The sequence below is a fragment of the Streptomyces ziwulingensis genome (genome assembly GCF_039542605.1).
Classification (GTDB): domain Bacteria; phylum Actinomycetota; class Actinomycetes; order Streptomycetales; family Streptomycetaceae; genus Streptomyces; species Streptomyces ziwulingensis.
Genome location: NZ_BAABIG010000070.1, coordinates 54,321 through 76,581, shown reverse-complemented (window position 1 = coordinate 76,581; position 22,261 = coordinate 54,321). Strand labels below are relative to the sequence as shown.

The following is a 22,261-nucleotide window of genomic DNA, read 5'->3' as shown; positions in this document are numbered from 1 at the left end:
AACCGGGCCACCCTACCGGCGGCGCGGAGCTGCCGACGCCTGCGGTGGTCCGTCCCACCGGCCGGTGGGACGGACGTCACAGCCGCCTCGTGCCGCTCAGCGCTCCCGCACCCGGGTCGTCACCCACGCCCCCGCCAGGGCCACCGCCGCCATCGGCAGGAAGACCGCGGTGAAGGCGGCCGGGTGGGAACCGGTGGCGGTGGTCGCGGTGTGGCTGACCGTGCCGCCGCCGAGGGCGGCGAAGGCGGCGCCGCCGGCGGCCAGCAGCAGGACGTTGGAGAGGCCGTCGGAGATCTGGAGGGCGGCGGAGTTGGCGCCGGCCTCGGCGGGGGCGGAGAGCTTGAGCAGGAGCACGCTGGTGGAGGAGATCACCAGGCCCATGCCGAAGCAGCCGAAGGCCCAGGCGACGGCCACCGTCCAGGCGGGTACGGCGTCGATCAGGACGCTCGGCGCGGTGGCGACGGCCGCGGCGACCAGGAGCATGCCGAGGGTCATCAGGCGTTCCCGGTACGGTTCGGTCCCCGGCCGGGACTGCACCCACGAGGCCAGCGCCCAGGTCACCCCGCCCGCGGCGAGCGAGAGGCCGGCCAGGGTCGGGCTGAGCCCGCGCTGGGTGACGAGCATCAGCGGGACGAAGGACTCGGCGGCGATGAAGGAGCCCGCGGCGACCCCGCGCAGCAGGACGACGGCGGGCAGGCCGCGGGCGGCCCGCCAGGTGCCCGGCGGGAGGAGTCCGAGGACGGCCGGGACGAGCAGCGCGGTACCGGCCGCGCCGGGCAGGAGTGAGATCCAGCGCAGGTCCTGGGCGGCGTACTGGAGGAGTCCCGCGCCCAGCGAGATGCCGAGGGCGAGCCGCAGGCGGCGGCGTTCGAAGGCGGCCGGGACGGCGGCCTTCCCGCTCACCGGTCCCGCCGCGCGGGTGCGTATGTGAGGCAGCGCGAGCGCCAGCGGGAAGACCACCAGCACCGGGATGCCGAGGAACACCCACCTCCACCCGAGGTGCTCGGTGACCGCGCCCGAGGCGAGCGGGCCGACGACGGACGGCACCACCCAACCGGCGGCGAACGCGGCCATGATCGCCGGGCGGAGCCGCTCGGGGTAGGCGCGGCCGACGACGACGTACAGGGCGACGATCACCAGCCCGCCGCCGAACCCCTGGACGGCCCGCCCGAGGATGAACAGCCACATCGCGCCGGCCGTGCCCGCCAGCACGAGCCCCGCCGCGAAGCTCGCCATCCCCCAGGCCAGCGGCGCCAGCGGGCCCCGCCGGTCCGACCACTGCCCGGAGAGCACCATCGCGAACAGGCTGGTGGTGAAGTACCCGGAGAACGCGAACGCGTACAGCGCCACCCCGTGCAGCTCCCGAGCCGCGACCGGCATCGCCGTATTCACGGCGGTCGCCTCGAAGGCGATCAGCACGATGACGGAGACGATGCCGACACTCAGCGCGCGGTAGGCCCGGCTCAGCACGGTGTCGCTCGCGCTCGGGGGCACGGGGGCGGCGGAACCGGTGGCGCCGCCGATGCCGGTGCCGGTGCCGGTGCCGACGTCGGTGCCGACGTCGGTGCCGGTGTCGGTGTCGGTGTCGCGTGGATGGGGGCGGTCGGGGCGGTCGGGGACGGTCATGACCGTCAGCGTAAGGGCTGTAACCCGCTTTGACCCCTGTCGGAAGACGGGGCGCGGAGGCGCCCTTGGTCGTACGCCCCTCGGACGCCCCTCGGCTCCCGCGGGCAGCGCTTCATGAACGCCGTATGGCAGTCGCGTTGCACCCCCGCCGGGCCTCTTGAGCCCCTCGTGGCCCCGCCGTACGGTCGAGTCAGCCAGGTCGGAAGGACATGACACGGCCGTGTGCCCGAGTGGTTGAGGGACTCGCCTGCAAAGCGAGTTACGCGGGTTCGATTCCCGCCACGGCCTCTGTTGCACTGAACAGGCGGAACGAGAGGGCGGTACCCCGCAGGGGGTGCCGCCCTCTCGGCCGTCAGCCGGGAATGCGGGACAGAACCGCCTCCAAGCCGAAGGCGAAGCGCTCGTCGAAGTTCTGCCGGAGATGGGGCAGGACGCGGCGCAGCGCCGGGTGTGCGCCGGGTTCGACGGCTCGGGCGAGCCTCGCGTCGTCCTCCTCACCCTCGGCCTGCTCCTCCTGGGTCAGGCCGAGGGTGAAGTAGTTGACCGTCCAGGCCGTCCACGCCGCCTGCCGCTCATCGGCCCCGGCCTCCAGGAACGCGCCGACGAGACGGTCGGCGAAGCGCAGCGTGTGCGGTTCGGCCGGGTAGGTGCCGGTGACCAGGGCGGCGCCGTCGCGGTGGACGAGCAACGTGCGCCGGTAGCGGGCGGCGAGTTCGCGGGCGCGATCCAGGGGGGCGCCGGGCAGGTCGTCGTAGCGGATGCCGGCGAGGACGGCGTCGGCCATCAGTTCCACCATCCGGGCCTTGGTCTTCACGTGCCACAGCACGGTGTTCATCCGCACGCCGAGGCGGTCGGCGACCGCCCGGGTGGAGAGGCCGCCCAGTCCGCGCTCGTCCAGGACGTGGAGGGCGGCGTCGATCACGGCGGTGCGGGTGAGCTGGCCCGCGCCCAGGTCGCCCTGATGACCGCCTTCACCCCCGAGGGCCTCGACCTGCGCGGCCTGCTCGCCCGGCTGATCAGCACCCTGCCCGACCTCAACGACCGCCTGGCCGCCCAGGTCAGCTCCCTCGCCGTCACCTACCCGCCCACCACCCCCGGCGGCCACCCGCTGACCGGCACCCGCGCCCCCGACCTCACCCTCGGCGACACCGGCCTGTTCGCGCTGCTGCGCGTCGACCGCCACCTCCTGCTGGACCTCACCGGCAGCCTCACCGCGGCCCTCGCCACCACGCACCGGAAGTGAGCCGCCGGGTGACCGCCCAGCGCACCGACCCGTCCGACCCGTCCAACCCGTCCGGCCTGCCCGCCGCACCCGGCTTCATCAGCCGAAGCCGACTTCATCAGCCGGGTCGATCACGCTCCGACCCGCTTGGAAGTACCCGCAAGCGAGTTACGCGGGTTCGATTCCCGCCGCGGCCTCCAGCAGTGTGGTGCGGCGCAGGGCCCAGAGGGTGAGGGCCAGGGCGGAGACGTCCGCGGTCAGGGGGTGGAGGGTGGTCCCCGGTGCTGTCCAGGTGAGGATCTCGCCGGTGGTGCCGTCGGCGAGCACGTGGATGTCGTCGAAGAGGGCGCCCAGGCGGATCAGGTGGTCGGCGCGGGCCGGGAGCGGGTGGGCGGGGGCGTACTCGGTCAGGGTGGGCAGGGCCAGCTCGTCCGCGTCGAGGCGGAACGGGCGGGCGTCCGCGGGCAGGCCGGTCTCGCGCAGGAAGCGGCGGGTGGGCTCGTGGGTGAGGGTGGCCGGGTAGTCCAGCTCCTCGAAGCGCGTCACGCCGTGTCGGCCGAACTCGCGGTCCAGGAAGCGGGTCGGCAGGGCGGGGCCGGGGCCCGTGGCGCCCGCCCGCAGCAGCAGGCAGCCGATCAGCGCGGGCGTCCGCCACAGCGGCGGCGTCTCACAGGTCCCGGGCGACCGCCTGGCGGCGCCGCGGGTCCATGACGGGTCCTCCACCTCCGCCGACGTGGCGAGGCGGACCAGCGTCAGCAGCGACGGCACCGCCCGTGCGGTGGCCGTCGTCCCAGCCGTGACTGTGTGCATCGTCTCCCCCGAGAAGGTGTGCGGGCCCGTGCGGGGCGGTCGCCGTCCCCACTGCTTCGCACACTACGCGGCACCACTGACAACGCTCCCGCGCCCGGCACCCGTTCGACCGACAGGACGCGTACGGCGCCCCGCGCGTTGCCTCCCGCGCGCGGCAGCTTCAGCGGTTGCCTCAGCGGATGCCTCAGGACGTCTCAAGCGGATGCCTCAGGCGGATGCCTCAAGCGGATGCCTCAGTCGCCGGTGACCACCGCGGCCTGCGGGCGGATCGGGAGGCGGTTCACGGAGCGTCCGGTGGCGGCGCGTACGGCCGAGGCGACGGCCGCCGGGGAGGCGACCACCGGTGCCGCGCTGACCGCCTTCGCGCCGAAGGGGGCCACCACGTCCCGCTCCTCGACCAGTTTCACGATGCGGATGTCGGGGGTGTCCAGGGCCGTCGGCAGGGCGTAGCCGGTCAGGTCGGGGTGGCGGACCAGGCCGCGCGGCGCCCGGAGGTTCTCGGTGAGCGCGATGCCCACGCCCTGGGTGACGCCCGCCTCGATCCGGGCGGCGAGCTGGGCGGGGTTGAGCACCCGGCCGACGTCCTGGGCGACGGCCAGCTCGACGACCCGTACGGAACCCAGTTCGACGTCGACGTCCACCACCGCGCGGATCGCGCAGAAGGCCATGCCGACGAAGGCGTCGCCCTGCCCGGTCTCGTTCAGCGGTTCGGTCGGGTGCGGGCGGCACTGGGCGGTGGCCCACAGCTCCTTGCCCTCCAGCGCCTCGGCGACCGTCGTCGACAGCACGCCGTCGTACGAGGTGATCTTCCCGTCGGCGATCTGGAGGAGTTCGGTGGACATGCCGAACTGGTGTGCCAGCGGCTGGAGGAGCTGGGTGCGGACCATCTTGGCGGCCCGTTCCACCGCGCCGCCGGAGACCCAGGTGTGGCGGCCCCGGCAGCCCGCGCCGGCCGGCGGCTGGTCGGTGTCGACCGGCGCCACGTGCACCTCGTCGACGCCGAGGGTCTCCTGCACGATCTGCCGGGCGAGGGTGGTGAAGCCCTGGCCGCTCTCCACCGCCGCGCAGAGCACCGTCGCCACGCCGTCCTGGACCTTCACGGTGGCCGTGGAGACCTCGTCGGCGCCCTCCGCGCCGAGCATGTGCACCATGCCGACGCCGTAGCCCACGCCCCGGCGCACCGCGCCCGGTTCGCCCGCGCCCTCGGGGCCGCCGGGCAGCAGCCACTCGTCCTCGGGGGTGTCCTTGGGCAGCGCGGGGAGCGGGAAGCCGCGTACGGCCTGAAGCAGTTCGGCGACCGGGGCGGGGCAGGTGACCGTCTGGCCGGTCGGCAGGACGTCCCCGGTGGCGAGCACGTTGCGCAGCCGCACCTCGGCCGGGTCGAGCCCGAGCTTCTTGGCGATCTTGTCCATCTGCGCCTCGTACGCGGCGCACACCTGCATCGCGCCCTCGCCGCGCACATGGCCACTGGGCGGGTTGTTGGTCCGTACCGCCCAGCCCTCGATGAAGGCGTTCGGGACGACGTACGGGCCGCAGGCGAAGGCGACCGCGGCGGCCAGCGCCTCGGCGGAGGTGTCGGCGTAGGCGCCCGCGTCGAGCAGGATCTGCGCCTCGACCTTCACCAGGCGGCCCTCGGCGTCCGCGTGGTGGCGGTAGCGCAGGAGGGTGGGGTGGCGGTGGACGTGGCCGAGGAAGGACTCCTCACGCGTGGCGGTCAGTTTGACCGGGCAGCCCGTCTTCAGCGCGAGCAGGCCGAGCGGGAGCTGGAAGCCCTGGTCCTCGCGGTCGGCGGTGGCGCCGGGCACACCGGTGACGACGATCCGCACCTGTTCGGGTGACAGGCCGAACGCGGCGGCGGCCGTGTCGCGGTCGTTGTGCGGGTCGGTGGAGGCCAGGTACAGCTCGACGCCGCCGTCGGGGCGCGGCACCGCGAGACCGGCCTCGGCGCCGATCGGGGCCGGGTCCTGGCGCCCGATGCGGTACAGGCCCTCGGCGACGATCTCGCCCTCCGCCTCGGGGTCGCCGTGGCGCAGCGGGATGTGCCGGATCAGGTTGCCGTCGGGGTGCAGCGGCTCGGCCTCGAACGCCTGCTCGGGGTCGGTCACCGGGTCGAGCACCTCGTACTCGACGAGGACGGCGGCGGCGGCCATCCGCGCGGTGTCCGGATGGTCGGCGGCGACCGCGGCGATCGGCTCGCCGTGGTGGCGTACCACCTCGGAGGCGAAGACCGGGCGGTCGGCCCTGCCGCGGCCGTGCAGCGGAGTGCCGGGCACGTCCTCGTGGGTGACGACCGCCCGGACGCCGGGCATCTCACGCGCGTGGGTGGTGTCGATGGAGACGATCCGCGCGTGCGGATGCGGGGAGCGCAGCACGGCCGCCCAGAGCAGGCCCTCGGCCCACAGGTCGGCGGCGTACGGGAAGGTGCCCTCGGTCTTGGCGCGGGCGTCGGCCGGCGGCAGGGAGGCGCCGATGCCGTGCGGGACCGGCTCGGGGGCGGGGGCCGCCTCCGTGATGTCCGCGGCCTGAGCGGTGGCTGCCTCGTTGCTCACGCCTGGCCTCCGTCCTGGCCGTGGGGTTCGTCATGGGACTGGTCGGGGTGCTGCCGGGCCTGGGGGTGCGCTCCGGGCGGGCCCTGGGACTCGAAGGCCGACAGGTTGACGCCGCCGGCGCCGGGGCCCGCCTGGTGCGGGATGCGGGGTTCGCCGGTGTCCGGGTCGGGCGCGGAGTCGGCCGCGGCGTGCGCCGCGCGTTCGGCGACGACGTCCTCGACCGCGCGCAGGACGCCCCGGTAGCCGGAGCAGCGGCAGAGGTTGCCGCAGAGCGCCTGGCGGGCCTCCAGCTCGGTCGGTGCCGGGTTGCCCTCCAGCAGGTCGTGCACGGTCATCGCCATGCCGGGCACGCAGAACCCGCACTGCACCGCGCCGCAACGGGCCAGTGCCCGCTGCACGTCGGAGGGCTGTCCGTCGGCGGCCAGGCCCTCGACGGTGCGGACCTCGCTGCCGGCCGCGGTCACGGCCGGGACCAGGCAGGAGGCGACGAGCCGTCCGTCGACCTGGACGTTGCAGGCACCGCACTCGCCCTGCGAGCAGCCGTCCTTGGCACCGGCGAGCCCGAGCCGCTCGCGCAGCACGTAGAGCAGCGACTCGCCGATCCAGGCGTCGGTGACGGGGCGATCGGTGCCGTTGACGCGCAGCACGAAGGAGGCGAGGGGGTGGTCCTCGTGGCCGGGGACCGGGGGGCCGGGCTCGTCGGCGGCGTCCGGGGCCACGTCGGGCGCGGCGACCGCGTCGGGTACGGCGACTGCGTCCGCGTTCGCGCCTGCGTCTGCGTCTGGTACGGCGTCCGCGTCTGGTACGGCGTCCGCGTCTGGTACGGCGTCCGCGTCGGGCGCGGCGGTCGCTTCGGGCGCGGGAGATTCGTCGGGCGCGGCGCCCTCGGGGGCGGGTGCGGTGGCCTCCGGGGCGGGTGCGGTGCCCTCCGGTGACGGGGTGTCGTCCGCCGGGTCGGCGTCGGGGCCCTCGGGAGCGGGGGTGTCCGCCTCGGCGCCCTCGCCGACGGGGTCCGGGTGCTCCTCCTCCGGTGCGCCGTTCGCACGCGCGGCGGCACGGGGAGCGGCCTCGGTGTCAGGAGGGGTCACGGAGTCGGCGGCGGGCGGGGCGGCCGCGTCGGGGTCGGGGTCGGCGGCCCGGTCGGCGGCGCCCGGGAGTTCCGGGGCGGGCTCCTGCTCCGGTGCGAGGGGCTGCTCGGGGGCGAGCTGCTGCCCGTGTCCTAGGGACTCGCCGGGGGCGGGCTCCCGCTCGGTCACGTAGGCCGGTTCGGCGTCGGGCTCCTGACCGTCCGCGATGCGGCGCCGCTCGGCGTCGGACTCCTGCCCGTGCCCGAAGTCCTGGCCCCGCGAAGAGTCCTGGTCCCTTGAGAACTCCTGTTCCCGCGCGAACCCGTCCTCCCCCGCGGGCCGGTAGTCCGGCGCGGTCCCCGGCCCGAACGAGAACCCGTCCCTCGGCGGCGCCTCGTGCCTCTGGGCGTCCTGCGGGCCGGTCCCGGGGCCCGGGAAGCGGGCGGGCCCGTCCGAGGGCTCAGCGGGGCGCTCAGCGGCCTCCGTGTACCCGTGGGCCTCGGTGTACCCCGGAGCCGCCGTGTACCCGGGTGCCTCGAAGTCCCCGGGCGCCTCGAAGCCCCTGGGTGTCTCGAAGTTCCGGGGCTCGTCGAAGTCGCCGGCCGCCTCGAAGTTCCCGGGCTGCTCCGGGGGGCGCCGGGTGTCCGGGTCGCCCGGCCGGGCGTACTCCGGCGCGGGCTGCCGGTCGGTCCACGAACGGCCGGTCGGCTGGGCCGCCCAGGGAGCGGGTGCGCCGCCCGGGAGCGTGGCCGGCGGGGTGCCGCCCCACTGCTCGGCCAGGGAGGTCTGCGTGTACTCGCCGGACTCGTCCGGGAGGTCGCCCCCGGCGACGGGGATGGACCACTGCCCGGTCACGTCGTGGCCGGGCGCGGGCGCCCCCTCCTGCTGCTGTTGCTGATGCTGGTGCTGCGCGGCCGCGCTGAAGTCCCAGTGCCCCGTGGCCGACGGCTGGTAGGTGAACCGGTCCTGCCCGTACTGCCCGGCGTCGGGGTGCCCGGTGCCGTACGGGTCCTGCTGCCGCGGCACACCGTAGGGGTGGCTGTCGTCGTAGGGCCGGCCGGCGTCCGGGTGCTGCCACTGGGCGCCGTCGACAGGCGCGGACGGCATCGCCGCCCAGCCCCCGGCGGCCGCCGGGTCGGTGCCCTCGGCCGGGGTGACCGTGAGCGGCGGGGGCACATAGCCGTGGCCGGGCGCGGCGAGCGGCGTGTCGGCGGCGTTCAGCAGCGCGTCGAGCCCGCCCTCGGGGAGTTGCACGAAGGCGGTGGCGCCGTCGTCGTAGTCGCCCTGGGGCAGCGGGTCCCAGCGTCCGCCGCCGCCCTGGGGCGTGCCTTCTCCGTGCTGGTCGTCGGTCACGACAGGGCCCTCCCCAGTGCTCGTCGGGACAGCGCGGCGACGGTGCGCCGCAGGTGGAGTACCGCGGGCGGAAGCTGCGGTACGGATCCGTCCTCGGCCGGGGCGGGGTCCGGGATGCAGGCGGCGGCGACGTACTCGCCGAAGGCGGCCAGCGCCTCGGGGACGATCGCCCGGTTGTTGTCCCAGTCGATGAGCCCCGCCACCCAGTGCTCCGCCTCCAGCGGACGCAGCGGCATGGGCGCGATGGCGCCGACCGCGCACCGCACCCCGCGCCGGGCCGGGTCGAGGACCAGGGCGACGGAGGCGACCGCGCGGCCGGGTCCGGTCCGGCCGGTGGCCTTGAGGAAGACCTGCGGGGCGTGCAGCAGCGGCACCCGGACGAAGCCGATGAGTTCGCCCGCGCGGAGCATCTCCACGCCGGCCAGCAGGTGCGAGACCGGGATCTCCCGGCGGGCCCCGTCCTGGCCGGCGATGACCAGCGTCGCCTCCAGGGCGGCCAGCACCGGCAGCGCGTCCCCGGTGGGGGCGGCCGAGGCGACGTTGCCGCCCAGGGTGCCCGCGTTGCGGATCTGCGGCGGACCGGCCGCACGCGCGGCGGCGGCGAGCGCCGGGATGAGGGCGGCGAAGTCGGGGCGGCCCATGCGGGCGTGGGTGAGACCGGCGCCGAGCAGCGCGTGGCCGTCCTGGTACTGCCAGCCGCGGATCTCGCTGATCCGCCCGAGGCCCACCAGGGCGGCGGGCCTGAGCTGCCCGGAGTTGACGGCGGCCATGAGGTCGGTGCCGCCCGCCACGGGAACGGCCGCGGGCAGCGCGACGAGCGCCGCCACGGCCTCGTCCAATGTCGTGGGCAGCGTGACGGCCTGCGCCGCCCGCGGTGCGTGCGTGCTCAAACCCGCTGCCCCTTCCCGCTGTCCCACTGGTCCCGCCCGTGTCGCCGTACGGTACGTGCTGACAGGGCGGACGTGGCAACTCTGGCACATCTTCGCAGGGCACGAACGCGGGGGTCCGCTAGGAGGCATTCGCCCACCTCGTCGGGGAGATGGGCGTTTAAGCGGCTCGTTGTCCGACTTGCCTACTTGTTCGGCGGCGGGCCGTCGAGCGGGCGGCCGAGGACTCCGGGGCGTCGCTGCCAGGGCCGGGGCCCGGTGGGCGGCCGGTAGGAGACCCCCAGGGCGTCAAGTCGCCGGTAATGCCCGGTCATCCGGTGTTCGAAGGCGGCGAAGTCACGGGCCGCGGGGGCGGGCAGCGGGCTCCAGGCGACCTCGGCGAAGGCGGCGAGCCGGGGGAAGGTCTGGTAGTCCACCCGCTGCGGGCTCTCCATCACCTCGGTCCAGACGTTGGCCTGGGTGCCGAGGACGTGCGCGCGTTCCTCGGCCGTCAACTCGGGCGGAACGGGCTCGAACCGGTAGACGTCCTCCAGTGTGCGCACGAACCCGATCGGCACCGGTTCGTCCGGGCCGCCGTCCTGCCGGTGGTCCAGGTACACGTGCTGCTCGGGGCACATGACGACGTCGTGCCCGGCCCGCGCGGCGGCGATGCCGGCTCCGTAACCGCGCCAGGAGGAGACCGCCGCGCCCGGTGCGAGACCGCCCTCCAGGATCTCGTCCCAGCCGATGAGCCGGCGTCCGCGCGCGGTGAGCCAGGTGTCGAAGTGGCCGGTGAACCACGCCTGGAGCGCGTCCTCGTTCGGAAGTCCGAGATCCTCCATGCGGGCCTTGGCGGTGGCCGAGCGCCGCCACTGGTCCTTCGGGCATTCGTCGCCGCCGACGTGAATGAACTCCGACGGGAAGAGCGCGAGGAGTTCCTCGAAGACCCCCTCGTAGAAACGCAGGGTGTGTTCGGTGGGGGCGAGTACGTTCGGGGAGACGCCCCAGTTGTCCCAGACGCCGAGGGCGGCGGTGTCGACGACGTCGGTGTTGCCGAGTTCCGGATAGGCGGCGACGGCGGCCTGCGAGTGGCCGGGGACGTCGATTTCGGGGACCACGGTGATGTGCCGTTCGGCGGCGTGGGCGACGATCTCGCGGATGTCGTCCTGGGTGTAGAAACCGCCGTGCGGCCGGTCGTCCCAGAGCGGCGAGGCACGGTGGCCGAATTTCGTCCGGGGCCGCCAGGAGGCGGTCTCGGTGAGCTTCGGATACCGCTCGATCTCCACCCGCCAGCCCTGGTCGTCACTGAGGTGGAAGTGGAAGACGTTGAGTTTGTGCGCGGCCATCAGGTCGAGATAGCGCAGCACGCCGTCCTTGGGCATGAAGTGCCGGGCCACGTCGAGCATGAGGCCGCGCCAGCGGAACCGGGGGGCGTCCTCGACGGTGATCTCCGGCAGTTCCCAGGCGCGGCCCGGCCGTACGGGGGCACGGCGGAAGGCGTCGGGGCCGAGGAGCTGCCGGAGGGTCTGCGCGCCCCAGAAGACCCCGGCCGCGCTGCCGCCCTCGATCCGCGCGAGCGGGTCGCCGACGGTGAGGCGGTAGCCCTCCCGGGGGAGGTCCGGGTCGAGGGCGAGCACGATGCGGTCGGCCGGGTCGCCGCCGCTCTCGGCGAGGGGCAGGCCGGTCGCCGCGCCGACGGCCGACCGCAGCCAGCGCGCGACGCCCTCGGTGCCGGGCCCGGCCGCGAGCCGGGTCCCCTCGCCCAGCCGCCTGTACGAGGCGGCGCGCCGGGTGAGGCGACGCGGGGCCGGGATCAGGCCGGGTTCGAACGCGTTCACGGACGCGGATTCGGCTTCAGGTGCGGGTTCAGGTCCGGATTCGAGTCCGAATTCGGGTGCGGATCCGGGTCCCGATTCGGGTCCGGGTCCGGGTTCCGAATTGGATCCGAGTCCGGGTTCCGAATTGGATCCGGGTCCGGGTCCGGGTCCGGGTCCGGATTCGGGTGCGGGTTCCATGGTCGCCATCGCCATCAGTCCTTCATCGCTCCGCCGAGGCCGGAGACGAGTCGTCGTTGCACGAGTACGAAGAAGACCAGCACCGGGATCGTCATCACCGTGGACGCGGCCATCACGCCGCCCCAGTCGGGATCGTCCGGTTTGTAGAAGACCAGCAGGGCCATCGGCAGGGTCGACTGCGAGGTGTCGCTGATCAGGAACGACTTGGCGAACAGGAAGTCGTTCCAGGTGGAGATGAAGGAAAACACGCTGGTGGCCACGAGCCCGGGGAAGACCAGCGGGAAGAGAATCCGCCAGAGGAATCGGGCGCGGCTCGCCCCGTCGAGGTACGCGGCCTCCTCCAGGGCCTCGGGGACGGCTTTCACGAAACCCCGCAGCATCCAGATCGCGAACGGCAGCGAGAAGGCGATGTGGGGCAGGATCAGCGAACCCAGGGTGTTGAGCTGACCGAGATCCCGCATGAGGAAGAACAGGGGGATCGTGAGGGCTTCCACCGGGACCATCTGGGCCACCAGGAACATGATCAGCAGGGTGGTCCGGAAACGGAAGCGGAATCGGGTCACGGCGGTCGCGGCGAGAAACGCGATCAGTGCCGAGGCGATCACGACGGTGCCCGCCACGAGCAGGCTGTTGAGAAAGTAGCGGCCGAATTCCTGCTGTCCGAAGACGCGTCGGAAGGCGTCCGCCGAGGGCGCCAGGGTCCACGGCCGGGGCTGGTCCGACTCGATCTCCCCGGCCGGTTTGAAGGCGCTCAGCACCATCCAGTACAGCGGGAAGGCGACGACCGCCGCGATGATCAGCGCCGACACCTCGGCGGCCGACCGCCACGGACGCCGCACTCGCACGCGCATGCGGGGAAGATTCACAGTTCCTCCCCCTGGCGTCGCAGCAGTCGCAGGTAGCCGAGGGTCACGGTCAGCAGGATCAGCAGCATCACGACGCCGATCGCCGAGCCCAGGCTGTACTGCGAGGACGCGAACGCCTTCTGGTAGGCGTAGACGTTGAGGACGAGGTTCTGGCCGGCGATGCCGCCGCCGTTCGTCATGACGTAGATCTGGGTGAAGACCTTGAAGTCCCAGATGACCGACTGGATGGTGACGACCACCAGGATCGGCCGGAGCATCGGGGTGAGCACCGAGTGCCAGATCCGCCACTGGGAGGCGCCGTCCAGGGCGGCGGCCTCCAGGATCTCGGCGGGGACGGAGCGGATGCCGGCGTAGACGGTGACCATCACGAACGGGAAGGAGCACCAGACCACTTCGAGCAGGACCAGGAGGAAGGCGCTGTAGCGCCCGTACGTCCAGGAGTGGTCGCCGAGCCCGAGGACCCGGTTGACCGGTCCGAAGTCCGCGTCGAACAGCAGCAGCCAGACGGTGGAGCCGGTGACCGCGGGGGTCGCCCAGGCGCCGAGCGCGGCCAGCGTCAGGGCGAGCCGCGGCACCGCGCGCACGCGCGTGAGCAGCACGGCGAGCGCGCAGCCCACGGCGAGGGTGCAGAGCACGCAGGCCGCCGCGAAGACGACGGTGGCCAGCAGCACCCGCCAGAACTCGCCGTCCCCGAACAGTTCGGCGTAGTTGCCCAGCCCCTGGAAGGTGGCGGGTTCGCCGCCGCTGACCTGGGCCTGGGTGTACTCCAGGAAGGAGATCAGCCCGAGCTGGTAGACGGGGTAGACGAGCAGCCCGCCGAGGACGACGAGGGCGGGGGCGAGGTAGAGCCAGGGGGTGCCCGAACGGCCCCGTACGCCCGGCGAACGCACCGTCATCCGGCGGAGCCGAACGCGTCGTCCATCTTGCGGGCGGCGTCCCCGGCCGCGGCCGCCACGTCCTTCCTGCCGCTGACGATCTCCTGGAACATCGTCGGCAGCACCATCGAGGAGTCGATCTGCGCCCAGGCGGGCGAGGCGGGCACGAATTCGGTGCCGGCGGCGAGCGTGTCGACGAACGGCTTCACGAAGGGCTCCTTCGCGGCGGCCTCGTCCCGCACGTCCGTGAAGGTCGGCAGGAAGCCCATCGCGTCGAACAGTTCCCCCTGCGTCTCCTTGGACGCCAGCCGCTTCATCAGGTCGACGGCGAGGGTGCGGTGCGCGGTGCTTTTGAGGACGCCGAGGTTGTTGCCGCCCGCGAAGGCCGGCGCGACCGACCCGGGCCGCACGCCCGGCAGCGGCACCACCGCGTACGCGCCCTCGACCTTCCCCGCCGCCACGGCCTGGTGGCTGAAGTCGCCGCCGATCGCCATGCCCGCCTTGCCGGCGGCGAAGGCGGTGACGGTGTCGTTGCCGCTCATCCCCGCGCACTTGGCGGCGGGGCAGTTGTCGTCGCCGAAGAGGGAGGTGTACGCCTCGATGCCCTTGCGCGCGGCGGCGCTGTCCAGGGCGGAGGTGTAGGCGCCGTCCTCGCCGGTGGCGAGCGCGCCGCCGTGCGCCCAGACGAAGGGCATCGCGCCGTAGGTGTAGGCGCCGCCGACGGCGAGGCCGTACAGGCCGGGTTCGGCGGCCCGGATCGCGCGCGCGGTGGTGGCCAGCTCGGCCAGCGACCGCGGCGGCCGGAGGCCGAGTTCCTCGAAGAGGTCGGTGCGGTAGTACAGGGCGCGTACGCCGACGAAGTAGGGCGCGCCGTAGATTTTTCCGTCGACGGTGACCGAGCGCCGGGCGGTGGGGTCGGTGTCCTTCGCCTCGCTCCAGGCGTCGAAGTCCGCGGTGACGTCCGCGAGGCCGCCGTCCTTCACGTAGCCCGCGGTGTCGGTGTTGCCGTACTCGATCAGGTCGGGGGCGGACTCCGGGTCGTTGAAGGCGGCCTTGACGCGCTGGGCGCGGCTCTCGACGGGGATGTACTCGACCGAGACGTCGGCGCCCTCGTGGGCCTTCTCGAAGTCGGCCAGGACGGCGTCGACGACCTGTTCCTTCGGCTTGTTGCCGACCTCCTGGAAGAGCCAGATCCGCAGGGTCCCGGTCTTCGCGTCCTCCTTCGGGGAGGAGTCGCCGGAGGTCTGGGGGGCGCAGGCGGTGGCGGCCAGGACGGTGAGCAGCACGGCCAGTCGGACGGGGAGCTTCATGGAGCGGTCCTCCGAGAAAAAGGCGTTGCAACATGCGCAATGACGGTTTTGCTCTGCACAACACCACGGAGGCTAGGTACTCATGAACACGCCCACAAGAGGTCTGAACCACTTCGTGATCCACGAAGGCCCCCGGAGCGCGTGGTGACGCGCTCCGGGGGCCCGTGGCAGGTCCGGTGGGGGCCGGGGGTGGGGCTACTTCTTGTCGCCGCCGCCCTTGCCCTCGTCGCCGCCGCCGCTCATCGACTCGTAGATCTCCTTGCACATGGGGCACACCGGGTACTTCTTCGGGTCGCGTCCCGGTACCCAGACCTTGCCGCAGAGCGCCACGACGGGGGTGCCGTCGAGGGCGCTCGCCATGATCTTGTCCTTCTGGACGTAATGGGCGAAGCGCTCGTGGTCACCGTCGCCGTGGGACACCTGTGGCGTCGGCTCTACGAGGGTCCCCGTACCAGTCCCGCGCTCGGGCTCGAGAGTGCTCATGGATGCCAGGGTACTGAAGCTCACCGGCATCAGTTGAGCGACGGGTCGTCCGGGTAGGTCGCCACCATCGCCAGTTCGCTGCGCTGACGGCGCAGCACCTCGCGCCAGAGTCTCTCGGGGCACGGCGAGGAGACGTCGCCGGGTTCGGACTCGACGACGTACCAGGCGCCCTCGACGAGTTCGTCCTCCAGTTGGCCGGGGCCCCAGCCGGCGTACCCGGCGAAGATCCGCAGCGAGCCGACGGCGGCGGCCAGCAGTTCCGGCGGCGCCTCCAGGTCCACCAGGCCGATCGCCCCGTGCACCCGGCGCCAGCCGAGCGGGGTGCTCTCCGCGTCGGTGTCGCCGGGGACCACGGCCACCCCGAGCGCCGAGTCCAGGGAGACCGGGCCGCCCTGGAAGACGACGCCGGGCTCGCCGGCCAGTCCGGCCCAGTTGTCCAGGATGTCGCCCACACCGACCGGCGTGGGGCGGTTGAGGACGACACCGAGGGAGCCCTTCTCGTCGTGGTCGAGAAGGAGCACCACCGCACGGTCGAAGTTCGGGTCCGCCAGGGCGGGCGTGGCCACGAGCAACCGCCCTGTGAGCGAGGACACCTCGGTCATGCCAGACATGATCCCGCATCCCGCCGCTCCGTGGGGAGGCAATCGGGGGCACGGGAGTGAACGCAGCTCAGGCGAGGCGCACCGGTCCGGACACCCGACCGGAGAGCGTGACCCTGCGTGTCCGGTGATGGACCGTTCGTGTTGTGACCGGACCATGACGTGGAGGAGCGGTCCGCCGGCTTACAGAAGGGGGGTGGAGGACGATTACCCTTTCCCTTCTGGCCCCTGCCCCACTCCACGGATCGCGAGATACATGACCGTCAACGGCGCTGATGACGTACTGATTGTCCACGGCGGAACCCCGCTGGAGGGCGAGATCCGTGTCCGCGGTGCGAAGAACCTCGTACCCAAGGCCATGGTCGCCGCGCTGCTCGGCAGCGGACCGAGCCGACTGCGCAATGTTCCGGACATCCGCGATGTGCGGGTCGTACGCGGACTGCTCCAACTGCACGGGGTGACGGTCCGTCCGGGTGAGGAGCCCGGCGAACTGCTGCTCGACCCGACCCATGTGGAGAGCGCGAACGTCGCCGACATCGACGCCCACGCCGGGTCGAGCCGCATCCCGATCCTGTTCTGCGGGCCTCTGCTGCACCGGCTCGGCCACGCCTTCATCCCGGGCCTGGGCGGCTGCGACATCGGCGGGCGCCCCATCGACTTCCACTTCGACGTGCTGCGGCAGTTCGGCGCGACCATCGAGAAGCGGGCCGACGGGCAGTACCTGGAGGCTCCGCAGCGGCTGCGCGGCACCAAGATCCGGCTGCCGTACCCGTCCGTCGGCACCACCGAGCAGGTGCTGCTCACGGCGGTGCTGGCCGAGGGCGTCACGGTGCTCTCCAACGCCGCGGTCGAGCCCGAGATCGAGGACCTGATCTGCGTCCTGCAGAAAATGGGCGCGATCATCGCGATGGACACCGACCGGACCATCCGCATCACCGGTGTGGACTCGCTCGGCGGCTACAACCACCAGGCCCTGCCGGACCGGCTGGAGGCCGCCTCCTGGGCGTCCGCGGCGCTGGCCACCGAGGGGAACATCTACGTCCGCGGCGCCCAGCAGCGGTCCATGATGACGTTCCTGAACACCTACCGGAAGGTGGGCGGTGCCTTCGAGATCGACGACAAGGGCATCCGCTTCTGGCACCCGGGCGGCCGGCTGAAGTCCATCGCCCTGGAGACGGACGTGCACCCCGGTTTCCAGACCGACTGGCAGCAGCCCCTGGTGGTGGCGCTCACCCAGGCCACGGGCCTGTCGATCGTCCACGAGACGGTCTACGAGTCGCGGCTCGGCTTCACCTCGGCGCTGAACCAGATGGGCGCCCACATCCAGCTCTACCGCGAGTGCCTCGGCGGCTCCGACTGCCGCTTCGGCCAGCGCAACTTCCTGCACTCGGCCGTCGTCTCCGGCCCGACCAAGCTGGAGGGCGCCGACCTGGTCATCCCCGACCTGCGCGGCGGCTTCTCGTACCTCATCGCGGCCCTCGCCGCCCAGGGCACGTCCCGGGTCCACGGCATCGACCTGATCAACCGCGGCTACGAGAACTTCATGGAGAAGCTCACCGAGCTGGGGGCGAAGGTGGAACTGCCGGGCAAGGCGCTGGGCTGAGCCACGGGCTCCCCGCCACGCGTCGCGCCGGGCCGACCGGCGGGCGTCGGCACATCGAAGGGGCGGCCACCTCGTGAGGTGGCCGCCCCTTCGTGTCGTGCTCAGGCCCCGTACACCGTCCTGTGGCGTACGGAGGGCAGGATCACTTGCCCTTGGCCGCTTCCTTGAGCTTCGAGCCCGCGGAGACCTTCACGCTGTAGCCGGCCGGAATCTGGATCGGCTCGCCGGTCTGCGGGTTGCGGGCGGTGCGAGCGGCACGGTGGGTGCGCTCGAAGGTCAGGAAGCCGGGGACGGTGACCTTCTCGTCGCCCTTGGAAACGATCTCGCCGACAACCTCGGCGAACGCCGCCAGCACGGCGTCGGCGTCCTTGCGGGTCACCTCGGCGCGGTCGGCCAGCGCGGCCACCAGCTCACTGCGGTTCATGTTGTTACTCCCGTGTTCATCTTGCCATTGAGGCGTGCCACGCGGCGGAGCCGCATGTTGGGCACAGCGAAGCCGATGCTGCCAGGGCCCTCGGACAGTCCCGGACCCGGGTCCGTCGCCAGACCCACGCGCCCAGGGAGGCATCCTGCCTCCACCTGCGGCGGTAAAGCCAATCCGGCACCCGCAGGAGTCGTGAGAACACCCTTGGGAGTCACGCGGAGCAGGCGCGCGAGCCTGGCCGCAACCCTAGAGGGCCGCCCGGGACGCTGGGTTCCGCGACGCGCCGGGGAGAAACCGGCGGTGACCGTGGTGATCCTCACAGCCGGAGCGTCGCGACCGGCGGTGACCGGCTGAGCGGCGTCCTAGGAGACCGTGGCCCCCGCGGCCTTCGCCGCCTCGCGCACCGCTCCGGCCACGGCCCCGGCGACCTTGTCGTTGAAGACGCTGGGGATGATGTAGTTCGGGTTGATCTCGTCCTCGGTCACCACGTCGGCCAGGGCCTGGGCCGCGGCCAGCATCATCTCGGTGTTGACGGTGCGGGACTGGGCGTCCAGCAGGCCGCGGAAGACACCGGGGAAGACCAGCACGTTGTTGATCTGGTTCGGGAAGTCGCTGCGGCCGGTGGCGACCACCGCGGCCGTCCGGCGTGCGACGGCCGGTTCGACCTCGGGGTCGGGGTTCGCGAGCGCGAACACGATCGCGCCGTCGGCCATGGCCGCCACGTCGTCGCCGTCCAGGACGTTCGGGGCGGAGACGCCGATGAAGACGTCGGCGCCGCGCACGGCCTCCTTGAGGGTGCCGGTGAGGCCCTCGGGGTTGGTGTTGTCCGCGATCCAGCGCAGCGCCGACCCGGGGGCGGCGTCGACCAGGTCCGCGCGGCCCGCGTGCACCACGCCGTGGATGTCGGCGACGACCGCGTTCTTCACCCCGGCCGCCAGCAGCAGCTTGAGGATGGCGGTGCCGGCCGCGCCGGCGCCGGACATGACGACCCGGACGCTCTCGATGCCCTTGTCGACCACGCGCAGGGCGTTGGTCAGCGCGGCCAGGACGACGATCGCGGTGCCGTGCTGGTCGTCGTGGAAGACCGGGATGTCCAGGGCCTCGCGCAGCCGGGCCTCGATCTCGAAGCAGCGGGGCGCGGAGATGTCCTCCAGGTTGATGCCCGCGAAGCCCGGCGCGATGGCCTTGACGATCTCCACGATCGCGTCGGTGTCCTGGGTGTCCAGGCAGAGCGGCCAGGCGTCGATGCCGGCGAACCGCTTGAACAGGGCGGCCTTGCCCTCCATGACCGGGAGCGCGGCCTTGGGGCCGATGTTGCCCAGGCCGAGGACGGCGGAGCCGTCGGTGACGACCGCGACCGAGTTGCGCTTGATGGTCAGGCGGCGGGCGTCCTCGGGGTTCTCGGCGATCGCCATGCAGACCCGCGCCACGCCCGGCGTGTAGATCATCGACAGGTCGTCGCGGTTGCGGATGGGGTGCTTCGACGCCATCTCGATCTTGCCGCCGAGGTGCATCAGGAAGGTCCGGTCGGAGACCTTGCCCAGGGTGACGCCCTCGATGCCGCGGAGCTGCTCCACGATCTCGTCGGCGTGCGAGGTCGAGCCGGCGGCGATGGTGACGTCGATGCGGAGCTTGTCGTGGCCGGAGGCCGTGACGTCGAGGCCGGTGACGGAGCCGCCGGCGGACTCCACCGCGGTGGTGAGCTGCGAGACCGCGGTTCCGCCCGCGGGCACCTCCAGTCGGACCGTCATCGAGTAGGAGACGCTGGGCGCCGTTGCCATGGCCGACTTCCTCTGCTTTCACCGTGCACGGCGTGTCGCCGCGAGTAGCTGTGTTGTGCCGTCCGATCGTCGCACCTACCCCTGAGTACGCGGTAGCCGCCCCGGATTGCGAACGTTTTGTTCGCGTGCCCGTCAACCCGACGTCACTTTTTTCGGAAAACCACTTCCACCATACGAGAAGTGCCGGGCCGACGGAAGGGGCTCCGGGGGCCGTCCCGAAGAGAACCCGCGGGACGGGAATCGACTTGCGGGGATCGTTTGTTACCTTGGATGTGACACCGGCCCGATCCAAGCCCCCGGGCCCAACCTTCGTCGCTACGAGCGACCACTTGCCGCGAGGCGAGCATGGCGGGTCGGTGTCACCTAAACGGGACGAGGGGCCCGCGCCTTCCCGGCGCGGGCCCCTCGTGCGTGTCCTGCCCCCGTTCCCGCCCCGGCTTCAGTCGCGCAGCAGGTCCGGCACCCCGGCCGCGTCCGGCACGTCCCGCTCCGCGGAGACCACCGTGAGCTGCTGGGTGGCCCGGGTCAGGGCGACGTACAGCACCCGCAGGCCGGCCGGCGACTCGTCCGCGATCTCGGCCGGCGAGACCACGACGGTCGCGTCGTACTCCAGGCCCTTGGCCTCCAGGCTGCCGAGCGCCACCACCCGCTCCCCGAGGTCCGCGAGCCAGCGGCGGGCCTCCTCGCGCCGGTTCATCGCCACCACCACGCCGACCGTGCCGTCGACCCGCTCCAGGAGCCGGGCCGCCTCCGCCCGGACGGTGTCGGCCGGCGAGTCGCGGACCACCGCGAAACGGGGCTCGACACCGGTGGAGCGCACCGCCGAGGGCGATTCGGCGCCCGGCATCGCCAGCGCCAGCACCTTCGCCGCCAGGTCGGCGATCTCGGCCGGGTTGCGGTAGTTCACGGTGAGCATGAACCGGCGCCCGCGCGAGGAGGCGCCCCCGGCCGGGCGGCCGCCGGCGTAGCGCAGGTTCAGCGCCTCGTCACGGGCCTCGGCGGCCTCCTCGGGGTCGGACCAGGAGGACTGGGCCGGGTCGCCCACCACCGTCCAGGTCGCGTGCCGGCCGCGGCGGCCGACCATGCGCCACTGCATCGGCGTGAGGTCCTGCGCCTCGTCCACGATGACGTGGGCGTACTCGGTGCGCTCCTGGGCGAGGCGTTCGGCGCGCTCGCGCTGGGTCTCCTCGCGCTGCGGCATCAGCTCCTCCAGGCCGGTGAGCTGGTCCAGCGGGTCCAGCTCGCGCCGCCTGCGGGGGCGGGCCGGGGCGCCGAGGATCGCGTGCAACTCGTCGAGCAGCGCGATGTCGTGCACGGACCACCCCTCGCGCCGCAGCGAACGGGCCACCCGGCGCACCTCGCCCGGGTTCAGCACCCGCCGTGCCCAGCGGCCGAGCCGTCTCTCGTCGGCCATGGCGGCGAGGACCGTACGCGGCGTCAGCTCGGGCCACCAGGCGTCGAGGAAGGCGAGGAAGGCGTCCTCCGAGGAGACGTCCTCGTCGAAGGAGGAACGCAGTTCGGCGGCGAGTTCGGCGTCGCTGTGCCGGGTGCCGGCGCCGGAACGCTCGTACAGGGCGTCCAGGAGGAGTCTGCGGGCGCGCGGGCGCAGCAGGTTCACCGGGGCGGTGCCGCCGAGGACCGAGTCGCGGATGTGGGCCAGCTCCCCGGCCTCCAGTTCGAGGCGGCGGCCGAAGGCGACCACTCGCAGCCGGGTCGGCGAGTCGTTCAGCTCCAGGGCGCCGCGCGCGGCCTTGCGCAGCACCTTGAGCATGCGGGCGGAGCCCTTGGCGCGGGCGGTGGCCGGGGAGTCGTACAGCGTGGCCTCGGCGCCGTCGACCAGCGAGCCGATGGCGCGGATCGCGACCTGGCCCTCCTCGCCGAGGGAGGGCAGCACGCCCTCGGTGTACGCCACCAGGAGCGGGGTCGGGGAGACGATCAGGATGCCGCCGGAGTAGCGGCGCCGGTCCTGGTAGAGCAGGTAGGCGGCGCGGTGCAGGGCGACCGCGGTCTTGCCGGTGCCGGGGCCGCCCTCGACGAAGGTCACGGAGGCGGCGGGGGCCCGGATGACGCGGTCCTGCTCCGCCTGGATGGAGGCGACGATGTCCCGCATGGTGTGGGTGCGGGCCTGGCCGAGGGCGGCCATCAGCGCGCCGTCGCCGGTCACGGCCAGTTCCTCGCCGTCGAGGTAGGCCCTGACCTCGGGCCGCATCAGGTCGTCCTCGACGCCGAGCACCTGGCGCCCCTTGGAGCGGATGACGCGCCGGCGCACCACCCGGCCCGGGTCGGCCGGGGTGGAGCGGTAGAACGGGGCCGCGGCCGGCGCCCGCCAGTCGATGACCAGCGGGGAGTACTCGGCGTCCAGGACGCCGATGCGGCCGATGTGCAGGGTCTCGGCGATGTCGGCGGTGCGGTCGTCCCGGACGGCGCCCTCGGCGGGCTCCACGGCCGTGTAGGCGCCGTCCGGGCCCTTCTTGCCGTCCCGGCCGGCCAGCAGGTCGATGCGGCCGAAGAGGAAGTCCTCGAACTCGTTGTTCAGGCGGTTGAGGTGGATACCCGCCCGGAAGACCTGCGCGTCGCGCTCGGCCAGCGCGCCGGGGGTGCCGACCTGGCCGCGCTGGGCGGCGTCGTTCATGAGGAATTCCGCCTCGTGGATCTTCTCCTCCAGTCGGCGGTACACCCGGTCCAGGTGTTCCTGCTCCACGCTGATCTCTCGGTCCCGCACCGAATCCGGTACGGATTTCCGTACGGAGTCGGCTGCGGAGTCGCGAACCGAGTCGACCGCCGAGTCCTGTTGCGCCTGTGCGGCCACCGG

17 protein-coding genes and 1 tRNA gene are annotated in these 22,261 nt (G+C 73.1%); 3 read left to right on the top strand and 15 right to left on the bottom strand.

Features of this window, described 5'->3' with window-relative positions; genetic code table 11:
• Positions 1-96 precede the first annotated feature (96 nt).
• The gene (locus ABEB00_RS28825) at positions 97-1,626 is read right to left on the bottom strand and encodes an MFS transporter (RefSeq protein WP_345623389.1); all 1,530 of its coding nucleotides are present in this window, start codon (positions 1,624-1,626) and stop codon (positions 97-99) included.
• A gap of 216 nt (positions 1,627-1,842) precedes the next feature.
• Here ABEB00_RS28825 and ABEB00_RS28820 point away from each other — a divergent pair.
• Positions 1,843-1,914, top strand: a tRNA-Cys gene (locus ABEB00_RS28820).
• A gap of 64 nt (positions 1,915-1,978) precedes the next feature.
• Here the strand turns inward: ABEB00_RS28820 and ABEB00_RS28815 are convergent.
• Entirely contained in the window at positions 1,979-2,548 is a 570-nt protein-coding gene (locus ABEB00_RS28815; protein WP_345623388.1) for a TetR/AcrR family transcriptional regulator C-terminal domain-containing protein, read from the bottom strand.
• On the opposite strand from ABEB00_RS28815, the gene ABEB00_RS28810 reads away from it, so the two are divergent.
• On the top strand, positions 2,528-2,869 hold the full coding sequence (locus ABEB00_RS28810) for a hypothetical protein (RefSeq protein ID WP_345623387.1): 342 nt from the start codon (positions 2,528-2,530) through the stop codon (positions 2,867-2,869). The two genes, ABEB00_RS28815 and ABEB00_RS28810, sit on opposite strands and share 21 nt — an antisense overlap.
• 147 nt (positions 2,870-3,016) lie before the next feature.
• Here ABEB00_RS28810 and ABEB00_RS28805 read toward each other — a convergent pair whose 3' ends face one another.
• The 10 genes from ABEB00_RS28805 to ABEB00_RS28760 all read right to left on the bottom strand — a co-directional run bounded on the left by ABEB00_RS28805 (position 3,017) and on the right by ABEB00_RS28760 (position 15,644).
• On the bottom strand, positions 3,017-3,658 hold the full coding sequence (locus tag ABEB00_RS28805) for an SUKH-4 family immunity protein (RefSeq protein ID WP_345623386.1): 642 nt from the start codon (positions 3,656-3,658) through the stop codon (positions 3,017-3,019).
• 233 nt (positions 3,659-3,891) lie between these two features.
• Positions 3,892-6,207, bottom strand: coding sequence for a xanthine dehydrogenase family protein molybdopterin-binding subunit (locus tag ABEB00_RS28800; RefSeq protein WP_345623385.1), 2,316 nt, complete (start codon positions 6,205-6,207; stop codon positions 3,892-3,894).
• Positions 6,204-8,627, bottom strand: a complete 2,424-nt coding sequence (locus ABEB00_RS28795) for a 2Fe-2S iron-sulfur cluster-binding protein (RefSeq protein ID WP_345623383.1) — start codon at positions 8,625-8,627, stop codon at positions 6,204-6,206. The genes ABEB00_RS28800 and ABEB00_RS28795 overlap by 4 nt, the downstream gene beginning before the upstream one ends.
• The gene (locus ABEB00_RS28790) at positions 8,624-9,517 is read right to left on the bottom strand and encodes an FAD binding domain-containing protein (protein WP_345623382.1); all 894 of its coding nucleotides are present in this window, start codon (positions 9,515-9,517) and stop codon (positions 8,624-8,626) included. The genes ABEB00_RS28795 and ABEB00_RS28790 overlap by 4 nt, the downstream gene beginning before the upstream one ends.
• Before the next feature lie 182 nt (positions 9,518-9,699).
• Entirely contained in the window at positions 9,700-11,331 is a 1,632-nt protein-coding gene (locus ABEB00_RS28785; protein ID WP_425586585.1) for a beta-N-acetylhexosaminidase, read from the bottom strand.
• A gap of 191 nt (positions 11,332-11,522) precedes the next feature.
• Positions 11,523-12,359, bottom strand: a complete 837-nt coding sequence (locus ABEB00_RS28780) for a carbohydrate ABC transporter permease (RefSeq protein ID WP_345623380.1) — start codon at positions 12,357-12,359, stop codon at positions 11,523-11,525.
• A gap of 11 nt (positions 12,360-12,370) precedes the next feature.
• Positions 12,371-13,270 (bottom strand): carbohydrate ABC transporter permease, encoded by a 900-nt coding sequence (locus tag ABEB00_RS28775; protein ID WP_345623379.1) that lies wholly within the window; start codon positions 13,268-13,270, stop codon positions 12,371-12,373.
• On the bottom strand, positions 13,267-14,559 hold the full coding sequence (locus tag ABEB00_RS28770; RefSeq protein WP_345623378.1) for an extracellular solute-binding protein: 1,293 nt from the start codon (positions 14,557-14,559) through the stop codon (positions 13,267-13,269). The genes ABEB00_RS28775 and ABEB00_RS28770 overlap by 4 nt, the downstream gene beginning before the upstream one ends.
• A 195-nt stretch (positions 14,560-14,754) precedes the next feature.
• Positions 14,755-15,042: a DUF3039 domain-containing protein gene (locus ABEB00_RS28765; protein ID WP_345623376.1), complete on the bottom strand. Its 288-nt coding sequence runs from the start codon at positions 15,040-15,042 to the stop codon at positions 14,755-14,757.
• Positions 15,043-15,071: 29 nt separating this feature from the next.
• On the bottom strand, positions 15,072-15,644 hold the full coding sequence (locus tag ABEB00_RS28760; protein WP_345623375.1) for a YqgE/AlgH family protein: 573 nt from the start codon (positions 15,642-15,644) through the stop codon (positions 15,072-15,074).
• A 253-nt stretch (positions 15,645-15,897) separates the two neighbouring features.
• On the opposite strand from ABEB00_RS28760, the gene murA reads away from it, so the two are divergent.
• The gene (murA, locus tag ABEB00_RS28755; RefSeq protein ID WP_345623373.1) at positions 15,898-17,244 is read left to right on the top strand and encodes a UDP-N-acetylglucosamine 1-carboxyvinyltransferase; all 1,347 of its coding nucleotides are present in this window, start codon (positions 15,898-15,900) and stop codon (positions 17,242-17,244) included.
• Positions 17,245-17,386: 142 nt separating this feature from the next.
• Here murA and ABEB00_RS28750 read toward each other — a convergent pair whose 3' ends face one another.
• The 3 genes from ABEB00_RS28750 to ABEB00_RS28740 all read right to left on the bottom strand — a co-directional run bounded on the left by ABEB00_RS28750 (position 17,387) and on the right by ABEB00_RS28740 (position 22,258).
• A complete protein-coding gene (locus ABEB00_RS28750) occupies positions 17,387-17,668 on the bottom strand; it encodes an HU family DNA-binding protein (RefSeq protein WP_345623372.1) in 282 nt (93 codons plus the stop codon).
• 362 nt (positions 17,669-18,030) lie between these two features.
• Positions 18,031-19,449: an NAD-dependent malic enzyme gene (locus ABEB00_RS28745; RefSeq protein WP_345623371.1), complete on the bottom strand. Its 1,419-nt coding sequence runs from the start codon at positions 19,447-19,449 to the stop codon at positions 18,031-18,033.
• 439 nt (positions 19,450-19,888) lie between these two features.
• Positions 19,889-22,258 carry a HelD family protein gene (locus ABEB00_RS28740; protein ID WP_345623370.1) on the bottom strand — a complete coding sequence of 790 codons (2,370 nt, stop codon included), beginning with the start codon at positions 22,256-22,258 and terminating at the stop codon, positions 19,889-19,891.
• Between the last annotated feature and the right edge of the window lie 3 nt (positions 22,259-22,261).

Bases quoted from the DNA above. Each gene is read 5' to 3' on its own strand.
- ABEB00_RS28825 (WP_345623389.1), bottom strand. From the start codon at position 1,626: ATGACCGTCCCCGACCGCCCCGACCGCCCCCATCCACGCGACACCGAC.
- ABEB00_RS28805 (WP_345623386.1), bottom strand. From the start codon at position 3,658: ATGCACACAGTCACGGCTGGGACGACGGCCACCGCACGGGCGGTGCCG.
- ABEB00_RS28780 (WP_345623380.1), bottom strand. From the start codon at position 12,359: ATGCGCGTGCGAGTGCGGCGTCCGTGGCGGTCGGCCGCCGAGGTGTCG.
- ABEB00_RS28775 (WP_345623379.1), bottom strand. From the start codon at position 13,270: ATGACGGTGCGTTCGCCGGGCGTACGGGGCCGTTCGGGCACCCCCTGG.
- ABEB00_RS28770 (WP_345623378.1), bottom strand. From the start codon at position 14,559: ATGAAGCTCCCCGTCCGACTGGCCGTGCTGCTCACCGTCCTGGCCGCC.
- ABEB00_RS28765 (WP_345623376.1), bottom strand. From the start codon at position 15,042: ATGAGCACTCTCGAGCCCGAGCGCGGGACTGGTACGGGGACCCTCGTA.
- ABEB00_RS28760 (WP_345623375.1), bottom strand. From the start codon at position 15,644: ATGACCGAGGTGTCCTCGCTCACAGGGCGGTTGCTCGTGGCCACGCCC.
- murA (WP_345623373.1), top strand. From the start codon at position 15,898: ATGACCGTCAACGGCGCTGATGACGTACTGATTGTCCACGGCGGAACC.
- ABEB00_RS28750 (WP_345623372.1), bottom strand. From the start codon at position 17,668: ATGAACCGCAGTGAGCTGGTGGCCGCGCTGGCCGACCGCGCCGAGGTG.
- ABEB00_RS28745 (WP_345623371.1), bottom strand. From the start codon at position 19,449: ATGGCAACGGCGCCCAGCGTCTCCTACTCGATGACGGTCCGACTGGAG.